Genomic DNA, 20000 nt, shown 5'->3' on the forward strand with positions numbered 1-20000 from the left:
ATGAAAAGAAGAAGAAAATCCGGAGAAAAAGTACAAATGCATCGTTTTGCACTACCTCTATGCTACGGAAGTGAAGCGCCATATTATTATTACGAGGTAGCGCCCCATGAAAGAGAGGGACGCATCCATTTAACATCGGATCTTTGTGTAATGGATGATGAACATTATTTTATTAGAGGATGTTTAGAGATTCCTATCATTGACTACCACGAAAATTTCATATGGACTGTTTGGGTATCACTTAGTAAAGAAAGTTATGATGAAGTATTAGAAAAGTGGGATGAGAGAGGCCGAGAAAATAGTGATCCTTATTTTGGTTGGTTATCTGTAGAAATACCATTTTATCCAGAAACATTAAATTTAAAAACAAATGTACATATAAGAGAAGTTGGAACGGCACCGTATGTTGAATTAGAGCCAACCGAGCATCCTTTAGCAATCGAACAAAGAAATGGAATTACTTTAGAGAGAGTTAAAGAAATACAAGAAATGATTCAACGACATAGCTAGATTAGAAGAGAAAAAAACGAGTGCTAGCACTCGTTTTTTTCTTTACACAACCGCAGGATTATAAATCATCGTAAAGTGTCCTGGTAATAATTCAATGTGACAAGGTGTATGAAGCGAGCTTTCTCCATCTGTATCTACTTCTTTTTCTTCTTTCGTTTCAATATGAATGGATTTCGCTTTTACGTGGAAGATGTCATTTTCATTTGAGTCTTCAAATAGTTTCTTTCCGATGTAATCTTTAAATGCTTGAATACCTGTTGATTTGACTACGAAAATATCAAGTGTTCCATCATCACATTTTACGTTCGGAATAAAGGATGGAATACCACCAAGATATTCACCATTTCCAACCATGACAAGGACAGCTTCGTCTTCATATACTTGTCCGTCATAAGTAATTTTTACCGGGAATGTTTCAGCATTTTTTACAGTTCGAATTGTGCTTAAATAGTAACCGATTTTACCAAGCTTTGCTTTTTCTTCTGCATCGATATTGTTTGATACTTCAGATACGAGTCCAATGCCCCAGAAGTTTAAGAAATGTTGTTCATTTGCTTTTGCAACGTCAACTGGTTTTACGTGTTCCTTTGTGATAAGTTTTGCTGCTTCTGCAATGTTTTGCGGAACACCAAGTGTGCGAGAGAAGTCATTGCAAGTTCCACCTGGAATGATTGCAAGTGTAGGTCTAGTTTCGAGAGGTGCTAAGCCATTTGTGCATTCAAATACTGTTCCATCACCACCAAAGACGATAATTAAATCTACTTTACTAGCAAACTCTTGGCAATATTTTGTTGCATCACCTTGTTTTTTCGTATGAAGGATATGTAGATCAGGAAAAGCTGCGGCAAGAGGTGGTACGATTTTTGTTAAATTTGTATGTAAGTCACCTTGACCAGCTTTCGGATTTACGATGAGGAGTACTTTTTCAAATTTTGTCTTTGTCATATTTCATCTCTCCCTGTAGTTTGTAATGGAAAGAAAGGAGCTGTTCCCATGTATTTTAGAACAGCTTCTCCCTATTAATTGGATGCTAACATTGTCAGTTATTGTCGGTAAGTCGATATATTAAAAAAATCGCCGATATACATTTTATGTACTATCAATTTTTTAAGTTATACGATTACTCCGTTACAACTGAAGCGATAAATGGTAAGTTACGATATTTCTCAGCACAGTCGATACCGTAGCCAACGATAAATTCGTCTGGAATTTGGAAGCCAACATATTCAGCTTTTAAGTCCACTTTACGGCGTTCTGGCTTATCAAGTAATGTACAGAACTTGAGTGCTTTTGGTTTATGCATAAAGAAGTGGTCTTTTAGGAAATGAAGTGTTAAACCAGAATCGATAATATCTTCTACAACAATTACGTTTTTTCCAGTAATGTTTACGTCGATATCTTTTAGTAGTTTCACTTTTCCTGTTGTTTCTGTTTGATTTCCGTAGCTAGATGCAGAAATAAAGTCAATTGTTACATCATTTTTGATGTGACGAATTAAATCAGCAGCAAATACGAATGAACCTTTTAATACTGCGATAACTACGATTTCTTCTCCTTCAAAGTCACGTTCGATTTGAAGTGCTAATTCTTTCACTTTTGCTTGTAATTGTTCTTCAGAAATTAAAGTGTCTTTTATTTCAATATTCATTGTAATCCTCCTACAGTGTAAAACTTGCGAACATTTCGACTGTAAAGGATAGAATAGAAAAAGTCAAAGGAGATAGTAATTTTTTACAAAGATAACGCCAAAATCATCTGATGATATGATATACTAAGTGTATTAAGAAAACGCTTCCATAAAGGGTGAATATGATGAAGAAGAAACAGTACACAAGTGTAACATTTATAAAAGCATTACTTTTAACAATTGTTCTTGGCCTGTTGGCTTACGTAATTGATGTACCTGCGATTCGTATTTCATTAATTGGAATGACTTTAGTGTTAGGAGCAATTTCGCACGGTATGATGTCGCAGCTAAAAGAAGCTGGACTTGATGATATGAGAGATCATATAGATAAAAAGTAAGAAACCTTCATTATATCGAGTGAAGGTTTTTTTGTTTCTTACAAAAATGTAAGGTAGTTGTAAGGCAAATCGATAGTTGCATAATAGCATTTTGGATAAACTATGGGTGTAAGGTAAAAGGCAAGCATATTTTAGGTAAATTAAGTTTTAGGCACTCTATATGTGAAAAAGGAGTAGGAGGGCATGGAGAAACGTTGGACGACCTTTTCTTTTTTAGCGACTAGTAACACCGTAATGCTAGATGGAAAAATGGATTTTTTGCACTTGTTTGATCGTGAAGATGATCATTCTTCTTCTAAATTTACAATGAAATGGAATAAATGGAGCGAGAGTTGTAGGTTTGAAGAAGAGGCCCCTAACGAAGAGCAAAAGATTATTTTAACAAACCCTATTAAAGCGTGGGTTGTTCAACGTCGTAAGTGTAACGTCAAAAATCACTTCAAGAAAACTGAGCCGAGACAATTAGTTATCGCTCCGGCCCGTTCTACTTCCAAATCACGCGAAAGTAACATGTAAATAATTGAGACACACACCCGAAAAAACATCGTACATATTGCGATGTTTTTTTCTTTTTCTACAATGAAATCTTTAAATGAAATATATTTCATCTGCATCTTATATTTATATCTCTTGCTTATTCTAGTAATACATCCGGTGCGAGTTGATGTGAATAAAATATAAGGAGAGAATTAAGATGAAAAAGAGACTATTACCAATTTGTGCAATGGCACTTTTAACAGTAGGATATTCTTCAGTAGCGAGTGCAGATACTGGAACAGTAACAAAGGAAGAAGCGCAAGTGCAACAAGATAAAGCTAAAAAAGAAGAAGCAATTAAGGAACAGCAAAAAAGTGAAGTAGAGAAAAAGCAAGCGGCACAAGTACAAGAAAAAAATGATATGGCTAAAAAAGAAGAAGCAATAAAAGCTGAGAAAAAAAGTGAAGAAGAGAAAAAGAGAATAGCGCAAGAACAGTTAAAAAACGATATGGCCAAAAAAGAAGCAGCGATAAAAGCCGAGCAAAAGAATGAAGTAGCTAAAAAAGAAGTAGCAAAGCCAGTTATACAAGGTGAAAAATTACCAAATACAGCATCGAATAATGTAGTAATGATGGGATTAAGTGCATGTCTTGTAGCGGTAGGTACATTATTTGGTTTGAATCGTCGCAATAAGATTAAAGCGTAAATAAAATATTTTCCTATAAAGAATGGGATAATTTCATATATTAAAAATGGTAGGTTACTCCTACCATTTTTGGCATGGAGGAATGAAGAATGAAGTTACTCAATTATATCGGTATCATATTGATGGCTATAGGGCTATTCATGGGATCCTATTATGCTGTGGAATGGTATAAAGGAAGAAGCTCTGCCGGGCAATTAACTGCAGAAGAAATAAAGAGCCTTAAAAATATACAAGATACTCAACTTTCTCATGAAACACCTGTAACTTCTCAAGTGCCTTCTTCTCAAACAGAACATAAAGAAGGAGAAAAGGTAGCGATGTTAAACATACCGAAAATAAAGAAGAAGTTTTCTATATATTGGGGAGCAGATGATACGACTTTGAAAAAAGGAGTGGGTATGTTCGTTAGCGATTTAACGACAACTCCATCTGGAGGGGGACATACTGTACTGAGTGGACATCGAGATACTGTATTTACAGATTTAGGAGAGTTGAAAGAAAAGGATACTCTTATTTTAGAGTATGATAATAAAACGTACACATACGAAATTCAAAAGACGTGGATTACCCATGCGGATGATCGCACTGTTATTATAAAAAAAGAAGAACCGATATTAACACTGACAACTTGTTACCCATTTAATTATATAGGGGATGCACCAGATAGATATATTATCGAGGCGAAGTTAACTGCTAGTTATTCAAAGTGAAATTATAGTTTCTGAAAGCGAGAGGGGGATAAATAAGTTATGTCAAAAAACATTTTAATTGTTGAAGATGAAGACATATTACGTGAAATATTAAAAGATTATTTTTTAAGTGAGCAATATGTAGTGTTTGAAGCGAGGGACGGGAAAGAGGCTTTAGTTGTATTTGAAGAAGAAGAGGTTGATTTAGTTATTTTAGATATTATGTTGCCAGAACTCGATGGATGGTCTGTTTGCCGAAGGATTCGAAAGACGTCCGAGGTGCCTATTATTATGCTGACGGCGCGTGTAGATGAAGACGATACGTTACTTGGTTTTGAACTTGGGGCAGATGATTATGTGACGAAGCCGTATAGTCCGCCAATTTTATTAGCAAGAGCGAAAAGGTTGTTAGAAAGCAGAAAAGTGACAAAGCAACTTTTAGAGAATGAAGATGATACATTATCAATCCACGGCATTCACGTTCATTTTCCGTCTCGCACTGTTACGGTAGATAGAACCGATATTAATTTAACGCATACAGAATTTGAAATATTAGCGTATTTCATGAAAAATCAAGGAATCGTTTTAACGCGAGAGCAACTCATTTCAAGAATTTGGGGATATGAATTTGCTGGTGATGATCGAACGGTGAATAGTCATATTCGTAATTTAAGAAATAAATTAGGAGAGAAAGCAAAGTACATTACAACTGTAGTACGAACTGGTTATAAATTTGAGGGGAATATATGAGAAAAGGAATTGTACTAAAATTATTTACTCTTACAACAGCATTATGTATGTTGATTTTAGCGACGATATTTATTGGACAAACGATATTTTTTAAACAATATTATGCGAATCGAAAAGTGGAAGATATTAAAGTAAATTTAAATTCCTTTGAGAAGAATTATTTAAATTATGCAGGAAATGCAGAAGAAATTCAAAAACTAGAGCAAGACTTTTTAAGAGAAAATAATACGTGGATTACGACATTAGATAAGAACGGGAATTTAAAACATGCAGATGATTTTTATTTTGAAGTAACGATAGATCGTAGGCAACAAAAGAGCTTTGGACAACAAATATTCAAAATTCCTTTAGGCAATCTCGTCAATATAGAAGAGATTGAGAATAAATCATCAGATCAGTTTCTAGGCCAAGGAATTTATTTTTCTGGAGTGAAAAAAGGAGATAGTTTTATTCCATTCTCTTTCTCGTTATCTAAGCAGAATTTAAGTGGATCTAATAAACCGTTAGAAAAAGCATTTAAGGAGAAAATGAGTAAATTAGATGAGGAGAAAAAGAAAGCAGCTGAGGAACAAGTAAGTAAGGAAAAGAAGCCGGCTGTTCAGGAGCAAGCTGCCCAAGAACCAGATGCTTATATAGGTGGGTTTGTTACAAAAGTACAGTTTCCAGATGTAAAAGGCCTCGTAAATCCAATTTATAAAAATACTTTGTTTTTGGATAGTATAAAAGAATTTCAAACGGATGTATTACTAAAAGAGAGTAATCAAATAGAGTATTCAACAAAGACAATGGACTATGAAAAGAATGATATAAAATATAAATTATTAATGAAACCAATAAAAGAAAAAGATGGATCAGTAACATATATTTATGCGATGGCTTCTTTACAGCCTGTAGATGAAGCTGTACAAATGGTGCAAGATTATTACATCTATATCATTGCATTTGTAGTCGTTCTTATTTTTTTAGCTTCGTTTTATTATTCAAAACAAATTGCAAAACCATTACTAAAAATAAATGATACGACGAAGAAAATAGCACAATTAGATTTTACAGAAAAAATACCGATTACTTCAAAAGATGAAATTGGAGATTTATCGAAAAATATTAATGTTCTATCAAATAAACTCCATTCGCATATTGGGCAGTTAGAAGAAGATATTGAAAAGGAAAGAAAGTTAGAAAAGACGCGAAAAGAATTCATTTCTGGTGTTTCACATGAATTAAAAACACCGCTAAGTATTATGAAAAGCTGTATTTCTATTTTAAAAGACGGGGTAGCTGAACATAAAAAAGAGTATTATTTTCAGGCAATGGAGAGAGAAGTAGACAAAATGGATACGTTAATTTTGGATATGCTTGAGTTAGCTAAATTTGAATCTGGTACATATAAAATGAAAAAGGATTCGTTTTATATTGATACAGTAATTGAAGACATATGTGAACATCTATCTGTGGAAATAGAGAAAAAAGAGCTTCGTGTTCATAAAAATATATGTTCATTTGAAGTGATTGCAAATCAAGGCCGGATTGAACAAGTCATCGTGAATTTCATTACGAATGCCATACGTTATACACCAAATAAAGAAGATATTATTATTTCTACAATAGATGAGAAGGATCGTATAAAAGTGTGCATTGAAAATAAAGGTACTCACATTGAAGAAGAACAATTAGATAAAATTTGGGATCGTTTTTATCGAGTGGATACAGCTCGTCAGCGTTCACAAGGTGGGACGGGACTTGGGCTTGCCATTTCAAAGAATATTTTAGAACTACATGATACTGAATATGGGGCAGGAAATACAGAAGATGGTGTGTTATTTTACTTCTATTTACCGAAAAAAGCGTAAATAATATGATTTACGCTTTTTTAATTTATTTTCATATTATCTTTACCTAATCTTTATTTTTAATCAGTATAATTTGTTTAGAATATGAGGTTATGTAAGGAGTCGATGAACCGTGCATAGCAATTGGCTAAGTATAATGGTATTTATTTTCTTTTGCGCATTTATTGTATTTTTAATTGATATTACGATATGAAAAAAGAGCGCTCATTAAGCGCCCTTTTTTTGTGTATTCATTTGATAAGCACTGATGCTTTTGAATAATCGTGGTGAAGTGATAAATAAAAATATAAGTAAAACGGTACATAAAATAAAAGAACCAAGCATTGTACTTCCATTTACGATTAATGAATATAACACAGCTGATTGACCTTTCGGTGCATATTGTCCCCAGAAAATAATGCCGGCAATAAAGTGGCAGAAATAGCGAGCAAAGCTACCGATAAATGTAGCAAGGATAATATAAGCAAGGACTTTCTTACCCTGATTTTGTTTTGATGAAGGTTTGTCTTTACGGTTACCTAAATTTGATTGTTCTAAGCTATTTTCATTGGATGTTAAAAGTGCTTTTTGAATTGGACGATAGAATAAGCCAGCAAATCCGATAAAAGCAAAGGCAATGAAGTACTCAATGAATGCTTGAACAGGTGTTAAAATATAAGCATCTCCCACGACAATTTGTAATAGTCCCCAAACTAAACCGCCTAAGAAAGCTGATTTAAAGCCCCAGCGGTAAGCAATAATAAAAATAGGAATCATAGCGAATGAGATAGAACCGCCTGTTGGAAGTTTAAGTGATAATGGTAAAATATCGATAATCATGGCGAAGGCTGCAAGAATAGCAGATTCGATCATCGCTTGTAAATTGGTGTTACGCATGTTGTTTCCCCCTAAATCCAAGTTATACAAAAAAGAATAGATATCATAGGAGGATACGAAATACGTAAATAAAAATGAGGTATGTATTTCGGACGTTTGCACAATCCCTGCGTTAGCATTAACTAACAGGTTCGAAGGGTCGGAACGAAGTGTTCCCTCTCAGCGGCATGGCTCCCCCAGTGATAACGAAATTCTTTATTTGCTATTGTTTATTGTAAGCGAAATGGATGAGAATGGCAAACGAATACAGTATGACAATAATTGAAATAGAATTGTAGCGAAATGTTAATAAATATGAAGCAAAAGGGTATAGTACAAGAGAAATTGGGTGTGGTATAATTTTTTTGAAAATAATTATCATTCTCTTCTGAGGGGGAAGGTTATGAGCTTAGTAGATATTAAAATTGGAGAGAAAGTGTTAGTAAAAAGTATTCAGTCTTTAGATCAGCTATTAAAGCGTAGACTAGCTGCTTTCGGTCTTGCTGAAGGAAGCGAACTTCGCCTGAAACAGAAAGCGATGTTCAAAGGTCCTTGTACATTGGAGTGTCGTGGACAGTTAATTAGTATTCGTCATTGTGACGCGAAAATGATAAAGGTGGAATTAGCGTGAATAAGGTAGCTTTGCTAGGGAATCCGAATACAGGGAAGACATCATTATTTAATGCACTTACTGGTTCTTATGAGTATGTAGGAAACTGGAGCGGTGTAACAGTAGAAAAGAAGGTTGGTAAATTAAAAGATAGACAAGGAACATTAATTGATTTACCAGGTGTTTATGATTTAAATCCAGTTTCACGTGATGAAGGTGTTGTAACAAACTTTCTATTAACAGAAGAATTTAATCATATGTTAAATATCGTAGATTCCTCGCAGTTTGAAAGAAATATGCATTTAACGTTGCAGTTACTTGAATTTGGTAAGCCAGTCTCAATTGGTTTAAACATGGTTGATGTGGCGAAGCAAAGAGGAATTGTCATTGATGTAAAACGATTATCAGAGCTATTAGGTGTAACAGTCGTTCCTGTTGTTGCAAGAAGTGGAAAAGGCTGTGAAGAACTGCTTACGACTCTTAAAGAAAATAACAAACAAGAGAAAAAGCCATTCCTTATTTCATATGGTGTACAAATGGATGAAGGAATTGGAGAAGTAATTGCTCTTTTAGAGACAGCGAATTACGAGCATCCGAGATGGTTAGCACTTCAATTTTTAAGCAATAACGAAGTAGTAGAAAAAGAAATGAAAGCATTACCAATTTATAAGGAACTCATAGCCATTCGATCTCGCTTAGAAGGAAAACTTGATTGTACGTTAGAAGAGCACATTTACAAAACTCGTGAAGCGTATATTGAAAAGTTAAAAACAAATGTTATGAAGCATGAGAAAGAAGGAAAAATTCCTTTTTCAGAAAAAATTGATAGATTAATTACACATAAAATTTTAGGACTTCCAATCTTTTTAGCAGTTATGTTTTTTATTTTTCAGGTTACGTTTACGTGGATTGGTACACCTTTATCGGATATGTTAGATGAGTTTTTTGGTGGCCAGCTTACGGATTGGGTGACGGCTGGACTTACAAGTATTGGAGCTTCTGATTTTATTCAAGCGCTCGTTACAGAAGGTATTATTGCCGGTGTTGGTGCTGTATTAGTATTCGTACCACAAATCTTTGCACTATTCTTTTTTATTTCATTATTAGAAGACTCAGGGTATATGGCGCGAATTGCAGTTGTTATGGATAGAATTATGGAGTTTTTCGGCTTAAACGGAAAAGCTTTTATTCCGATGATTATCGGTTTTGGATGTAACGTTCCAGGTATCATGGCTGCGAGAACGATTGAACAGGAAAAAGAACGTTTACTTACCATTTTAGTAACACCATTTATGTCTTGTTCAGCACGATTACCTGTATATGCATTATTTGCGGGCGTATTTTTCCCGCATAGTCAGGCGACTGTTGTATTTTCTTTATATGTTGCAGGGATTGTTCTTGCGTTATTAGTTACAAAAATTATGTCTCTTACGATTTTGAAAGCGGAAAAGTCTATTTTCGTAATTGAATTACCGCCTTACCGTGTGCCACAAGCAAAAACATTATGGCTAAGCACATGGGAGAAAGGGAAAGGATTTGTTCGTAAAGCTGGTACATTCATCTTTGGTGGTTCGGTTGTCATTTGGTTATTAAACTATGCAGGTCCATCAGGATTTGGTGTTGATATGGGAGACAGTTACTTAGCGATGATTGGTGGATTTATCGCACCACTATTCGCACCGCTCGGCTTCGGAACATGGCAAGCTGCAGCATCCCTTTTAACAGGGTTTTTAGCGAAGGAAGTTGTCGTTTCTACAATGGCAATTATTTATGCAGTTAAAGAAGATGTGCTTGGAAATGTAATGGGAGCACATTATACAGCATTATCAGCTTATGCATTTATGTTCTTTATTTTATTATATGTTCCGTGTTTAGCGACGGTAGCTGTTATTAAACGTGAAACAGGATCAGCGAAGTGGACGATTTTCTCAGTCGTTTATCCACTCGTAGTTGCTTATGTATTAACGCTCATTATATACCAAGTTGGATCCTTACTCGGATTCTAGAAGGAGATGTATTGTGATGATGGTCAATATTATAATTGGAGCTATCATTTTTGGTTATGCAGCATATACGTTAGTTAATTTTGTAAAGAGAAGTAAAAAAGGAAAATGCGCAGCATGTTCTTTAAATAAGTCATGTCAGTCGCAAACTTGTAGCCCGGATATGGAGCAAATTGCTCATAATAAATAGAAAAAAGCTTTGCGAATTTCGCAAAGCTTTTTTGTTTTACTTTTTAATTTTTACAAGTTGAGAAGCTTCTACGCCTTTGTAACCAGGGAATTCTTTACTTGGGTCTTTATCAAATTTTAATACACCTACAGATTTTTCATCACCTTTTACATTGCTGTAAGTTGCGTCATCGACAATCGCATACATATCTGTATATGCACGACCACTTCCGATAATTGTGTTGCCTTCATATTTTAATTTTGCCCCATCAAGTGCAGCATTTTCTACTTTTTCTTTTGCAAATAATACACCTTGTTCTGTTGTTACAGCTGGTAATTTATCAAGTGGTTTCGTGTTGTCTTTTTCATCAACTTTGCTAAGTAACTCTTTTTTCACTAGTTCTTCACCAGTTTTCTTATCCATTACAAGAACTTTTTTACCATCTAATGTTGTCATTTTCATTTTATAGAAGTCTTTTTCTTTCACTTCTTTTTTGTTTTTATCTGTAATTTGCTGAACTTGTTCTTCTGATCCGTACAGTACAAAGCCGTTCGCTTTCTCTCCTAATAAAGAACAACCTGATAATGCTCCAAGTGAAATTGCTGCTGCTAATCCGATTCCTACTAATTTTTTCATGATGATTTCTCCTTTTATATGTTTTATAGTAAATACAATTTTTGTATTAGTGCTTACATGTGAAGAAGCTTGTTTGTTGCTTCTGGTATTAGTGTATAAGAAATATCGGAATGCAACTATCGAGTTAGCTTACAGTAACATTACACTTATGTAATTTAGTGAAAATGCACAAAAGTAAGTTAATTCCAAAGAGGGATAATGAGAATATATTAGAAATACAATATTGTATATAGAATGTCATATTATAATGGATGTATTTTGGAAATAACATGTAAGGACATATTAGTTTTGTTATAATAAACACATAGGCTGTAAAATGAATATTCTTTACTGTAAAGGGAGATTTTTCAGTTTTCCAAGTAGTGAATTTGAAATATGAGGTATATCATAGGAGGAATTTAGATGTCTGTATTTAAACGATTAAGAGATTTAACAATGTCAAATGTGTATTCGTTAATTGAAAAAGCGGAAGATCCAGTTAAGATGACTGATCAATATTTACGCGATATGCAAGCCGATGTACAAGAGGCTGAGAAAAGTGTAGCAGCTCAAATCGCACTTGAGAAGAAATTCAAAATATTATTTGAAGAGCAAGAAGCACTTGTGAAAAAACGTGAAGAGCAGGCTCATACGGCTGTTCAAGCTAATAACTTAGATCTTGCGCGTCGTGCATTAGAAGAAAAACAAAATGCAGAGCAAAAAATGAATGAGTATAAAGCAAGCTACGAGCAAAATAAAGCTGCTGCTGATAACCTGCGCCTAAAGCTAGAAGAAATGCGTAAGCAATTAAATGAGCTGAAAAATAAACGTGAAACACTTGTAGCGCGTGTAAATGCGGCGAAAGCACAAAAGAATATTAATCAGGCGATGTCTGGATTTGATTCAAATTCAGCAAAAGCTGGTTTAAGCCGTATGGAAGAGAAAGCTCTTCAATTAGAGGCTGAAGCGGAAGCAAGCGGTGAAGTTTATAAGAAAGAAAAGTCATTAGATGATGAATTCGCAAGCTTAAGCAAAAATTCTGCTGTTGACGATGAATTAGCTCGTATTATGAAGCAGTATGAGAAATAATATAGAATAAAGACAAATGAACCGACATGTCTAAATATATTCATGTCGGTTTTCTATTATATTTTAGAGGAGGTTTTGCAATGACATGGATGAATGTAGTTGCCATGCTTGTATGGACTGGAGCGAGTGCAGTACTTTTATTTGCAATTATGTGGGTTGATTCAATTTTTACAAAATACAATGATTTAAAAGAAATCAAAAATGGAAATACAGCTGTAACAACTCGTTTTATTATGAAATTATTTGCACAAGGGTACATTTTATCTCAATCGATAACGAAAGCAAATGATTTATGGCAAGCGCTACTTGCATCAGCAGTTTCTTTCGTTATTTTATTAGTGGTAGAAATGTTTATCGAATTTGTGTTAAAGAAAATGTCTGGCTTAGATTTAGAAGAAGGTACGAAAGAAGGCAGCGTTGCACATGCGATGTTAGCTGGATCATTACATATTGTTGGTGCACTTATTTTAGGTGCTTGTTTATAAAGAGAAAAGGAGGGGTAGATCATGAGTTTATTTAAACGAATTAAAAATATAATGAAAAGCCCAGAGCCACCGAAGCCGGAAAAGAGTCTTTTAACGTTAGCTCCTGGTGATATGATTGAAGTTTCATTAGTCATGTACGAATTAACTGGGAAAACGAGTATGCATTCTCGCAAGGAAATTGTTTTGACACTGCAAGACGGGAAAGACATTCGTTATTTAAAAATTGAAGATCGTGAAAATACGTATTACAAATTATATACACCAATTGATGGTCGCTTAGATTCAATTGATGAAATTCCGACGACAATTGAAATGGATGATATCGAGTACCATATGGAAGAACAATATAACGGACGTGTTGTTGTGATGGGAAAAACTCCATTCTCAGCTTCAGAAGAACAGTATATATGGGAATTCCAATCAGATAATCGAAAATTATTGCGTATTGAATGGCAAAATGGTCGCACAATGATGTATGAGGGAGAAGCAATCATTCCTGCTGATGTACAAATTATAAGAGCAACGTAAGGGGGCGTAATCATGTCAAACCGATTGTTTACCATGATTAAATCGTTTGTGATCCCTATACTTGCTATCGTTATATTACTTGTTGTTGCTGGTTATGCCTTATCAGGTTGTCAAGGCGGGCAGACAAAGTCGATTCAAGACCGTTATCCACTTGAATCTGTTGCCAAGGAAGGTAAACAAGAATCTTACGTGTATAGGGCCGCCAATCGGTCAGTTCCTGAAGTAGCGAAGGAACTCATTAACGAAAGAGAACCGAAGCAAGCATCTAAAGAAGACGAAAATCAAATGTTCCTCGTTTATTCTGATAAGATTTATAACCTGCAAAAGGATAAAGAGAAACCATCTGATACGTTAATTGAAATAAGTAATAAAGAATTTGTCCGTCAAAATTACCAACCGTCCTTCTTGCAAGGATATATTATGGGTAGCATATTAAACGATATATTCGGTTCACGAAAATCATCATACGGTGATTATCGAGGATATAATGACAGACAAAATCATAAACCAGTTATTCCAGAGAGACCACCTACGAAAGAAGAAAAGAAAACCCCACCTCCAATTACGAAGGAAGGGAAAGGGTCTATCATTAAGCGAGGCGATAATGTAGATTCGAAACCATCAGTAGGTGATAAGGGAAGTATTACTGAAAAAGGAAGTAATACGACGCCCCCACCTTCTACTGGAAGCAAGGGTAAAATTACAAAAACACCAGGCGGTTCAAGCGGATCAGATGTGAAGCCAAAATCATCTATTAAAACGCCGCCAAGGAATACATCTCCTCCGAAAACGAGGGTCGGTGGTTCAGGAAAAATTACGAAGAGAAGATAGTGTAGAGACCGAAAAGTGGAATTTGCTTTTTGGTCTTTTTTGTTATGGGAATTAATTCCTCTCAGGTGGTACGATTTAGGCATAAGGGAGGAAGTAAAAATATATCAGCGATTATTGAAATATATCGACTTACCGACAAAAACTGACAACGATAGCAACTTAATAATAAAAAGAGGGTGTGCCAAAATTTTGGCACACCCTCTTTTTCATAACGATTAATGAATATCACGTTTCTTAAAGTTACCGCCTTTTACTTCTGCTACGTCATAAACTGTAATAAAGGCATGTGGATCGATTTCATTAATAAGTTCTTTCATTTTACTTTCTTCTAAACGGTTAATTACACATGAAATTTCTTTAAACTTCTCTCTTGAATAACCACCGTATACTTCGTTATATGTTGCACTTCGGCCTAAACGATCGCGAATTGTTTCTACCATTAATTCAGGCTCTTTTGTAATAATTTTAAATGCTTTTGAACCACTTAAACCAACTTCAACGATATGAATCACTTTCGAAGCGATAAAGTAAGCAATTGCCGAAAGGATAGCTCCTTGCAGGCCGAATACCGTTGATACGAAAATAAATACGAACATGTTTAAGAATAAAATAAGGTCACTCGTTCCAAATGGTAACTTACGAGAAAGTAATACAGCAAGCATATCGATTCCATCTAATGCCCCACCGTTACGTAATGCTAGTCCCATACCAAAACCGATGATAATACCACCAACAACTGTAACTAATAATGTATCGCCTTCAATAATAGCTGGTATTCCGTGCATGACAACGGTACCTATTGCTAATGAAGCAATCCCGATAATGGAATAAATCGCAAAGCTTTTACCGATTTGCTTATATCCTAACCAAACGAAAGGAATGTTAATAACTGCGATTAGAGCTCCTAATGGTAATCCAAATAATCTTGAACTAACGATACTTAAACCAGTCACACCACCGTCTGATACGTTATTTGGAATTAATACCGCTTCTAATCCGTACGCTGTGATAAATGCCCCAATAATAATCATCAAAGCTTTTGAAGCAATTTTTAGCTTATTGGGCTTGTTTTTGATAATTTTCTCCATATAATTTCCTCGTTTCAAACTAGTTTCTTATTTGTTACGTCATTCACACCTAAATTCCATTTTAACATTTAATTTGAAAAAATTCTCCTTTAATGGATGTATGCAGGGAATATTATCACCATATTATGTTTAAAATATTTTTGAAATCAGTATAAGAAATCCCATCCTTTCAAAGGATGGGATGCTATTAAGAAAATATAAAACTAAGTACTGATATGAATAAAGCGAAACCTAAAATAGTTCCACATATTTTCATATGACGCTTACGTCCCATTACGACAATCGCAACATATTCACGAATCATTGCGTTAGGCCAGTAATAAAATGCAGTTTTTGACCCGATTCCTTGGCTATTAAGACCAGCTTGTCTAGCGTATATACCAGCGCGGAAAAGGTGGAAATTATTTGTTGTAAAAATACTTTTATATTTACCTTCAGGTTTTAAAGAATCCATAATTTCTTTAGAGAACAACATATTTTGATATGTGTTTACAGAGCGATTTTCCTGGACTGTATGTTCAAGAGGAATTCCTTTTTCAACAGCATAATTTTGCATTGCCTCTGCTTCTGGAAGACCTTCATCTGGACCTTGACCACCAGAGAAAATAATTGTCGGTGGTGTATTTACAGCTGCTTGTTTCCAATAGAAGTCGATAGCTTTATTAATGCGGCTTGCAAGTAAGGGTGGTACTTTATCATTAATTAAGCCACTACCAAGAACGATAATGAAATCTTGATTACGTCTTGGTCTGTTAAATTGGTATAAAAAATAAGCGCTTAAGAAGTTAGATAAGTGTATAAAGAAATAGAAGCTTATAAGAGAAATAGCTGCGAAAATAGGCTCTAAATGCGATGAGACCAAACTTGCTGGATTTATGATAGGGAGTAACATAAAGAATAACATCCCTAAAGCAGCAAGGAGTGTTAAACAGTTAGTGAACCGTCTTCCTTCTCGCTTCATTAAAATTCTAGCATTAAGAAATAGCCCAAACATTAAAGCAACAATACCGAAAGGAAGCATAATAAGAAGTGCTAAAATAGGTAAAATTATAATATAGCGTAGGACATCACTACTTGAATTCACAGATATAATCACACAAAAAAGAAGGAAAAAACAGACAAAGGAATTAAATAAAAAGCCGTTTATTATTTTCCGCGGATCTTTTAAATATGAGATAAGAAAAATAATAAACAATATAAGAGGAATAATTCCAAAATACAGCATAAATATAGTACACCTCAACTTGTATAAGAATTTGACATACCTTTTATATTACATGATTTTATAAGTGAAAATGAAAGAAAAAGGATTTTGAATTTTCTCAATAAAATATATGGATACATATGTTACAATATATTCAAAGCGATATATTAAAAGTAAAATGGTTGAAAAGGCACTCAGTAGAGTGCTTTTTCTTTTTGTATGCAATTGTGCATATTATATTTTTTTTCAAATGAAGAGGATTACAATATAAGTTGTAGACAGACTTTATAAAGCAGAATTTAATACAAACATTTCCCTCTACTTTTTGTATCTAACAATCGTATAACAATAAATAATTCTGTTTTATAGTGTCTGTTTTTGAAAGGTGTCTTTTTTGAAGGCATCTTTTTTTGTTAGTATAGATAGTTTTCACTGTTAGCATAGTGTAAACTATCTATACTAAACATTAGCAATCTTCCGTATAAATATTATCAATTTACTATATATTCCAGTGGTGTTAACCTACATATGAAAGGCTTTCTTTTTCAAAATATTACCCCTAATAAAATTTTGAAGAAGTCAACTGTCTCCAAACTTGTCTTTATGCTTAAAGAAAAAGCACTCAAATTGAGTGCTTTTTCTTATTGAAACATGCTATTTTTCTAGGCGATTTTCATAAAATAAAAGTAAAGAAATGAAAGTGGGTGACAAAATGCCGGCAGTTGTGGAAGGTGTTATTATTGAAAACTGCAATGGAACAATTAATGTAGGTGACAAATATAACGTACAGCCGATTGAAAAGACGAAGGCTTATAATGGATCGGGATCATCAAATACAGGAATGAAAGTACAAACGTTTAGCGGGATTAGTACAGCTGATGTGTGGGATAATGATGCGAATGATCAGGGGATACAGTTTACTTTATAGTACAGTATGTAAAATTGCATAAAATGATGAACTTGTCCTGTGCTACAATCTAGCTGTGAGCTGTTAATGATTCTTCTGTAGTATAGTTGTTAGATTAGAAATATAACATCTTATCGAAAATCATACGTACAAAAAAGACACTTCAAATGAAGTGTCTTTTTTATTTTAGTGATATCCTTTAGCAGAGTCTTTATGAATTTTATTTTTAAAAATACTGTAGCTCCAAAGCTGATATCCAATAACGATTGGTACCATGACCATTGCAACGAAGAACATAATTTTTAAGTTTAATTGACTACCAGCTGCGTTGTATAACGTTGTACTGTATGCATCGTTAATACGAGATGGTAACATTCTTGGGAACATACCTGCAAAGCCAGTTGTCATAAACATTGCGATTGTTAGGCAAACGAATGTGAACGCAAGGCCGATTTTATGTTTGTACACCATAATTAGTGCGAGTACACTCATTAGCATTGCAAGTACTGGAAGAATGAATAGTACCGGATATTCTGTAAAGTTTTGGAATAAGTTTGTTCTATTAGCAGTTGCTACATAGAAAATAGCTAAAATGATAGCAGCTGCCATTGAAAATGGTCTTGCGATTTTATAAGCACGATCAGATACTTCACCAGTCGTTTTAATCATGACCCAAAGGGCACCGGATACGACAAATATAGCAGTGAAGAAAAGACCACCTAATATACCGTAATGGTTTAGTAAGCTAAGTAAATTTCCTTCATAGCCATTTTTTCCGATTTGTAGTCCGTAATACAAGTTAGCGAATGTAACACCGAATAAGAAGGCGATTAGGAAACTGCCAATTGCAAATGCCCATTTACAAGTTTTTTGCCAAATTGGTGAATCATCTTTATGCATGAATTCCAGTCCAGCGGCACGAGCAAATAGTGCAAGTAATACTAAGAATAACGGTGTATATAAATAACTAAACATATTAGCATACGTGACTGGGAAGGCAGCAAATGTTGCGCCACCAGCTGTAATTAACCATACTTCATTACCGCCCCAGAACGGGCCAATTGCTTCTTGTAATTGATTTCGTTCTTGTCGATCTTTCGTAACGAAGGGAAAAATCATTCCGTTACCAAGTGCATACCCGTCAAGAATGAAGTAAACTGTCCAAATCACGCCCCATAAACCGAACCAGATGATTGCAAGCATATCATGAGACATGAGCCACACCTCCCTCAGTAGCAGGTTCTTCTAATGCGGCAGGTCCTTTTTTCGCAAACTTCAGCATTAAATATACGTCTGCGATTAAAAGTAAAGTGTAGAATAAAATTAAACTAATTAATGAGAACCAAATTTGTGGAACAGATATAGGCGATACAGATTCTGCTGTACGCATTAGTTTATATACTGTCCATGGTTGGCGACCTACTTCAGCGACGATCCATCCTGCGTTAATCGCGATATAAGGAAGTAAGACAGACCATATTGTAATTTTTAAATAACGTTTTGAGTTTTCTAGTTTTCCTTTTCGGTTTAAATAGAAGCCATACCAAGTTAATGCCATAAAGAACATACCGAGTGCAACCATTAATCGGAAGCTATAATACACGAGGTTAACATTTGGACGTTCATCTTTCGGAATATCTTTTAAACCAACAATTTCGCCATCAAATGAGTTTGTATAGAAGAAGCTTCCGAGTTTTGGAATCGTAAGGAATTCAAAATTCTTCTCGTTTTTCACATCAGGAATTTGAACAATTGAGAAGCCTTGTCCTTTTCCGGTTTCCCAAACTGCTTCCATCGCAGCTCCTTTTGCAGGTTGATATTTAGCCGCTGATACACCAGATTGATGTCCCATAAACGGTGTAATTGTTGCGGCGAATAAGCCTAACATTAAGCCGAACTTAAATGATTTTTTGAAGAATTCAACTTCATTTTTACGTAATAAGTGATAGGCACTAATTGCCATAACGAAGAAAGCACCAACAATATAACAACCAACTACAGTATGGAAGAACATATTCCAAGCGTATGGATTCGTAACGAGTGCCCAGAAATCATTTAATTCAGCGCGGCCGTTACGTACTACGTAGCCAACAGGGTTTTGCATAAAGCCGTTTGCTGTAATAATCCAAAGGGCAGAAATGTTTGTTCCAAGTGCAACCATCCACATGCAGAAGGCACGGAACTTTGGTGAAATTTTGTCTTTACCGAATAACCATATTCCCATGAAAGTAGATTCTAAGAAGAAGGCAACAAGTGCTTCGATTGCGAGAGGTGATCCGAAAATGTCTCCCATATATTTGGAGTACTCAGACCAGTTTGTTCCAAATTGGAATTCCATCGTAATCCCGGTTATAATCCCCATTACGAAGTTAATTGTAAATAATTTACCCCAGAAATTTGCCATTTTGCGGTATGTTGGATTCAATGTGCGGGCGTATTGAGTTTCCATACATGCTACTAAAATGACAAGTCCGATTGTCAAAGGTACAAATAAAAAGTGATAAAAAATAGTAATTGCAAATTGAAAACGACTCAGTAACAGAACGTCGGACATAATAAATATTCACTCCTTTTTTACATTATCTACAATCAGTTTATAGTGAAAATAC

General features: G+C 34.7%; 23 protein-coding genes and 1 riboswitch. Of the genes, 15 read left to right on the forward strand and 8 right to left on the reverse strand.

Annotated features, from left to right (window positions below; translation table 11 throughout):
* Positions 1-510 (forward strand): DUF2199 domain-containing protein, encoded by a 510-nt coding sequence (locus tag ACTFRU_RS27280; RefSeq protein WP_025709997.1) that lies wholly within the window; start codon positions 1-3, stop codon positions 508-510.
* A gap of 42 nt (positions 511-552) precedes the next feature.
* Here ACTFRU_RS27280 and ACTFRU_RS27285 read toward each other — a convergent pair whose 3' ends face one another.
* Both ACTFRU_RS27285 and hpt read right to left on the reverse strand, forming a co-directional pair.
* The gene (locus ACTFRU_RS27285; protein ID WP_000167902.1) at positions 553-1455 is read right to left on the reverse strand and encodes a diacylglycerol/lipid kinase family protein; all 903 of its coding nucleotides are present in this window, start codon (positions 1453-1455) and stop codon (positions 553-555) included.
* A 175-nt stretch (positions 1456-1630) separates the two neighbouring features.
* Positions 1631-2158, reverse strand: a complete 528-nt coding sequence (gene hpt / locus ACTFRU_RS27290) for a hypoxanthine phosphoribosyltransferase (RefSeq protein ID WP_001019294.1) — start codon at positions 2156-2158, stop codon at positions 1631-1633.
* A gap of 161 nt (positions 2159-2319) precedes the next feature.
* Here hpt and ACTFRU_RS27295 point away from each other — a divergent pair, with 161 nt between their 5' ends.
* The 6 genes from ACTFRU_RS27295 to ACTFRU_RS27320 all read left to right on the forward strand — a co-directional run bounded on the left by ACTFRU_RS27295 (position 2320) and on the right by ACTFRU_RS27320 (position 7007).
* Positions 2320-2535: a hypothetical protein gene (locus tag ACTFRU_RS27295; RefSeq protein ID WP_002001286.1), complete on the forward strand. Its 216-nt coding sequence runs from the start codon at positions 2320-2322 to the stop codon at positions 2533-2535.
* Positions 2536-2718: 183 nt separating this feature from the next.
* Complete coding sequence (locus ACTFRU_RS27300) at positions 2719-3051, forward strand: hypothetical protein (RefSeq protein WP_000415613.1); 333 nt, start codon at positions 2719-2721, stop codon at positions 3049-3051.
* Positions 3052-3229: 178 nt separating this feature from the next.
* A complete protein-coding gene (locus ACTFRU_RS27305) occupies positions 3230-3718 on the forward strand; it encodes an LPXTG cell wall anchor domain-containing protein (protein ID WP_025709998.1) in 489 nt (162 codons plus the stop codon).
* An 89-nt stretch (positions 3719-3807) separates the two neighbouring features.
* On the forward strand, positions 3808-4428 hold the full coding sequence (locus tag ACTFRU_RS27310) for a class D sortase (RefSeq protein WP_000771592.1): 621 nt from the start codon (positions 3808-3810) through the stop codon (positions 4426-4428).
* A gap of 39 nt (positions 4429-4467) precedes the next feature.
* On the forward strand, positions 4468-5157 hold the full coding sequence (locus tag ACTFRU_RS27315) for a response regulator transcription factor (protein ID WP_000041856.1): 690 nt from the start codon (positions 4468-4470) through the stop codon (positions 5155-5157).
* Positions 5154-7007 carry a sensor histidine kinase gene (locus tag ACTFRU_RS27320; RefSeq protein ID WP_001225341.1) on the forward strand — a complete coding sequence of 618 codons (1854 nt, stop codon included), beginning with the start codon at positions 5154-5156 and terminating at the stop codon, positions 7005-7007. The genes ACTFRU_RS27315 and ACTFRU_RS27320 overlap by 4 nt, the downstream gene beginning before the upstream one ends.
* 207 nt (positions 7008-7214) lie before the next feature.
* Here the strand turns inward: ACTFRU_RS27320 and thiT are convergent, their stop codons facing one another.
* Positions 7215-7883 carry an energy-coupled thiamine transporter ThiT gene (gene thiT / locus ACTFRU_RS27325; protein WP_001246588.1) on the reverse strand — a complete coding sequence of 223 codons (669 nt, stop codon included), beginning with the start codon at positions 7881-7883 and terminating at the stop codon, positions 7215-7217.
* A gap of 86 nt (positions 7884-7969) precedes the next feature.
* Positions 7970-8071, reverse strand: a riboswitch (TPP riboswitch).
* A gap of 194 nt (positions 8072-8265) precedes the next feature.
* On the opposite strand from thiT, the gene ACTFRU_RS27330 reads away from it, so the two are divergent.
* From ACTFRU_RS27330 to ACTFRU_RS27340, 3 genes are read left to right on the forward strand one after another with little or no spacing between them, the layout of a single operon-like run.
* Positions 8266-8493, forward strand: a complete 228-nt coding sequence (locus tag ACTFRU_RS27330; RefSeq protein WP_000060512.1) for a FeoA family protein — start codon at positions 8266-8268, stop codon at positions 8491-8493.
* The gene (gene feoB / locus ACTFRU_RS27335) at positions 8490-10478 is read left to right on the forward strand and encodes a ferrous iron transport protein B (protein ID WP_001044848.1); all 1989 of its coding nucleotides are present in this window, start codon (positions 8490-8492) and stop codon (positions 10476-10478) included. Before ACTFRU_RS27330 ends, feoB begins: the two co-directional genes overlap by 4 nt.
* A 16-nt stretch (positions 10479-10494) precedes the next feature.
* Positions 10495-10665 carry a FeoB-associated Cys-rich membrane protein gene (locus ACTFRU_RS27340; RefSeq protein WP_000989598.1) on the forward strand — a complete coding sequence of 57 codons (171 nt, stop codon included), beginning with the start codon at positions 10495-10497 and terminating at the stop codon, positions 10663-10665.
* Positions 10666-10701: 36 nt separating this feature from the next.
* Here ACTFRU_RS27340 and ACTFRU_RS27345 read toward each other — a convergent pair whose 3' ends face one another.
* Complete coding sequence (locus tag ACTFRU_RS27345; protein ID WP_000737501.1) at positions 10702-11280, reverse strand: lipoprotein BA_5634 family protein; 579 nt, start codon at positions 11278-11280, stop codon at positions 10702-10704.
* Between the two features lie 402 nt (positions 11281-11682).
* On the opposite strand from ACTFRU_RS27345, the gene ACTFRU_RS27350 reads away from it, so the two are divergent.
* The 4 genes from ACTFRU_RS27350 (at position 11683) to ACTFRU_RS27365 (ending at position 14192) form a co-directional block, all read left to right on the forward strand.
* Positions 11683-12348, forward strand: coding sequence for a PspA/IM30 family protein (locus ACTFRU_RS27350; RefSeq protein WP_000110291.1), 666 nt, complete (start codon positions 11683-11685; stop codon positions 12346-12348).
* Positions 12349-12428: 80 nt separating this feature from the next.
* The gene (locus ACTFRU_RS27355) at positions 12429-12833 is read left to right on the forward strand and encodes a DUF350 domain-containing protein (RefSeq protein ID WP_000220087.1); all 405 of its coding nucleotides are present in this window, start codon (positions 12429-12431) and stop codon (positions 12831-12833) included.
* Positions 12834-12854: 21 nt separating this feature from the next.
* Positions 12855-13361: a DUF4178 domain-containing protein gene (locus tag ACTFRU_RS27360; protein ID WP_006920701.1), complete on the forward strand. Its 507-nt coding sequence runs from the start codon at positions 12855-12857 to the stop codon at positions 13359-13361.
* A 12-nt stretch (positions 13362-13373) separates the two neighbouring features.
* The gene (locus tag ACTFRU_RS27365) at positions 13374-14192 is read left to right on the forward strand and encodes a DUF4247 domain-containing protein (protein ID WP_000071190.1); all 819 of its coding nucleotides are present in this window, start codon (positions 13374-13376) and stop codon (positions 14190-14192) included.
* A gap of 215 nt (positions 14193-14407) precedes the next feature.
* On the opposite strand, the gene ACTFRU_RS27370 is transcribed toward ACTFRU_RS27365, so the two are convergent.
* On the reverse strand, positions 14408-15280 hold the full coding sequence (locus ACTFRU_RS27370; protein WP_000411240.1) for a YitT family protein: 873 nt from the start codon (positions 15278-15280) through the stop codon (positions 14408-14410).
* A gap of 187 nt (positions 15281-15467) precedes the next feature.
* Positions 15468-16505, reverse strand: coding sequence for a YdcF family protein (locus tag ACTFRU_RS27375; RefSeq protein ID WP_000965218.1), 1038 nt, complete (start codon positions 16503-16505; stop codon positions 15468-15470).
* A gap of 673 nt (positions 16506-17178) precedes the next feature.
* On the opposite strand from ACTFRU_RS27375, the gene ACTFRU_RS27380 reads away from it, so the two are divergent.
* Positions 17179-17412, forward strand: a complete 234-nt coding sequence (locus ACTFRU_RS27380) for a spore germination protein (protein ID WP_002001299.1) — start codon at positions 17179-17181, stop codon at positions 17410-17412.
* Between the two features lie 165 nt (positions 17413-17577).
* Here the strand turns inward: ACTFRU_RS27380 and cydB are convergent, their stop codons facing one another.
* Together cydB and cydA are read right to left on the reverse strand one after the other, a co-directional pair.
* Complete coding sequence (gene cydB, locus ACTFRU_RS27385; protein ID WP_000017662.1) at positions 17578-18606, reverse strand: cytochrome d ubiquinol oxidase subunit II; 1029 nt, start codon at positions 18604-18606, stop codon at positions 17578-17580.
* The gene (gene cydA, locus ACTFRU_RS27390; protein WP_001286188.1) at positions 18596-19945 is read right to left on the reverse strand and encodes a cytochrome ubiquinol oxidase subunit I; all 1350 of its coding nucleotides are present in this window, start codon (positions 19943-19945) and stop codon (positions 18596-18598) included. Before cydA ends, cydB begins: the two co-directional genes overlap by 11 nt.
* Positions 19946-20000: the final 55 nt, after the last annotated feature.

Origin of the sequence: Bacillus cereus group sp. MYBK220-1 (genome assembly GCF_051916445.1) — a bacterium.
GTDB lineage: Bacteria > Bacillota > Bacilli > Bacillales > Bacillaceae_G > Bacillus_A > Bacillus_A cereus.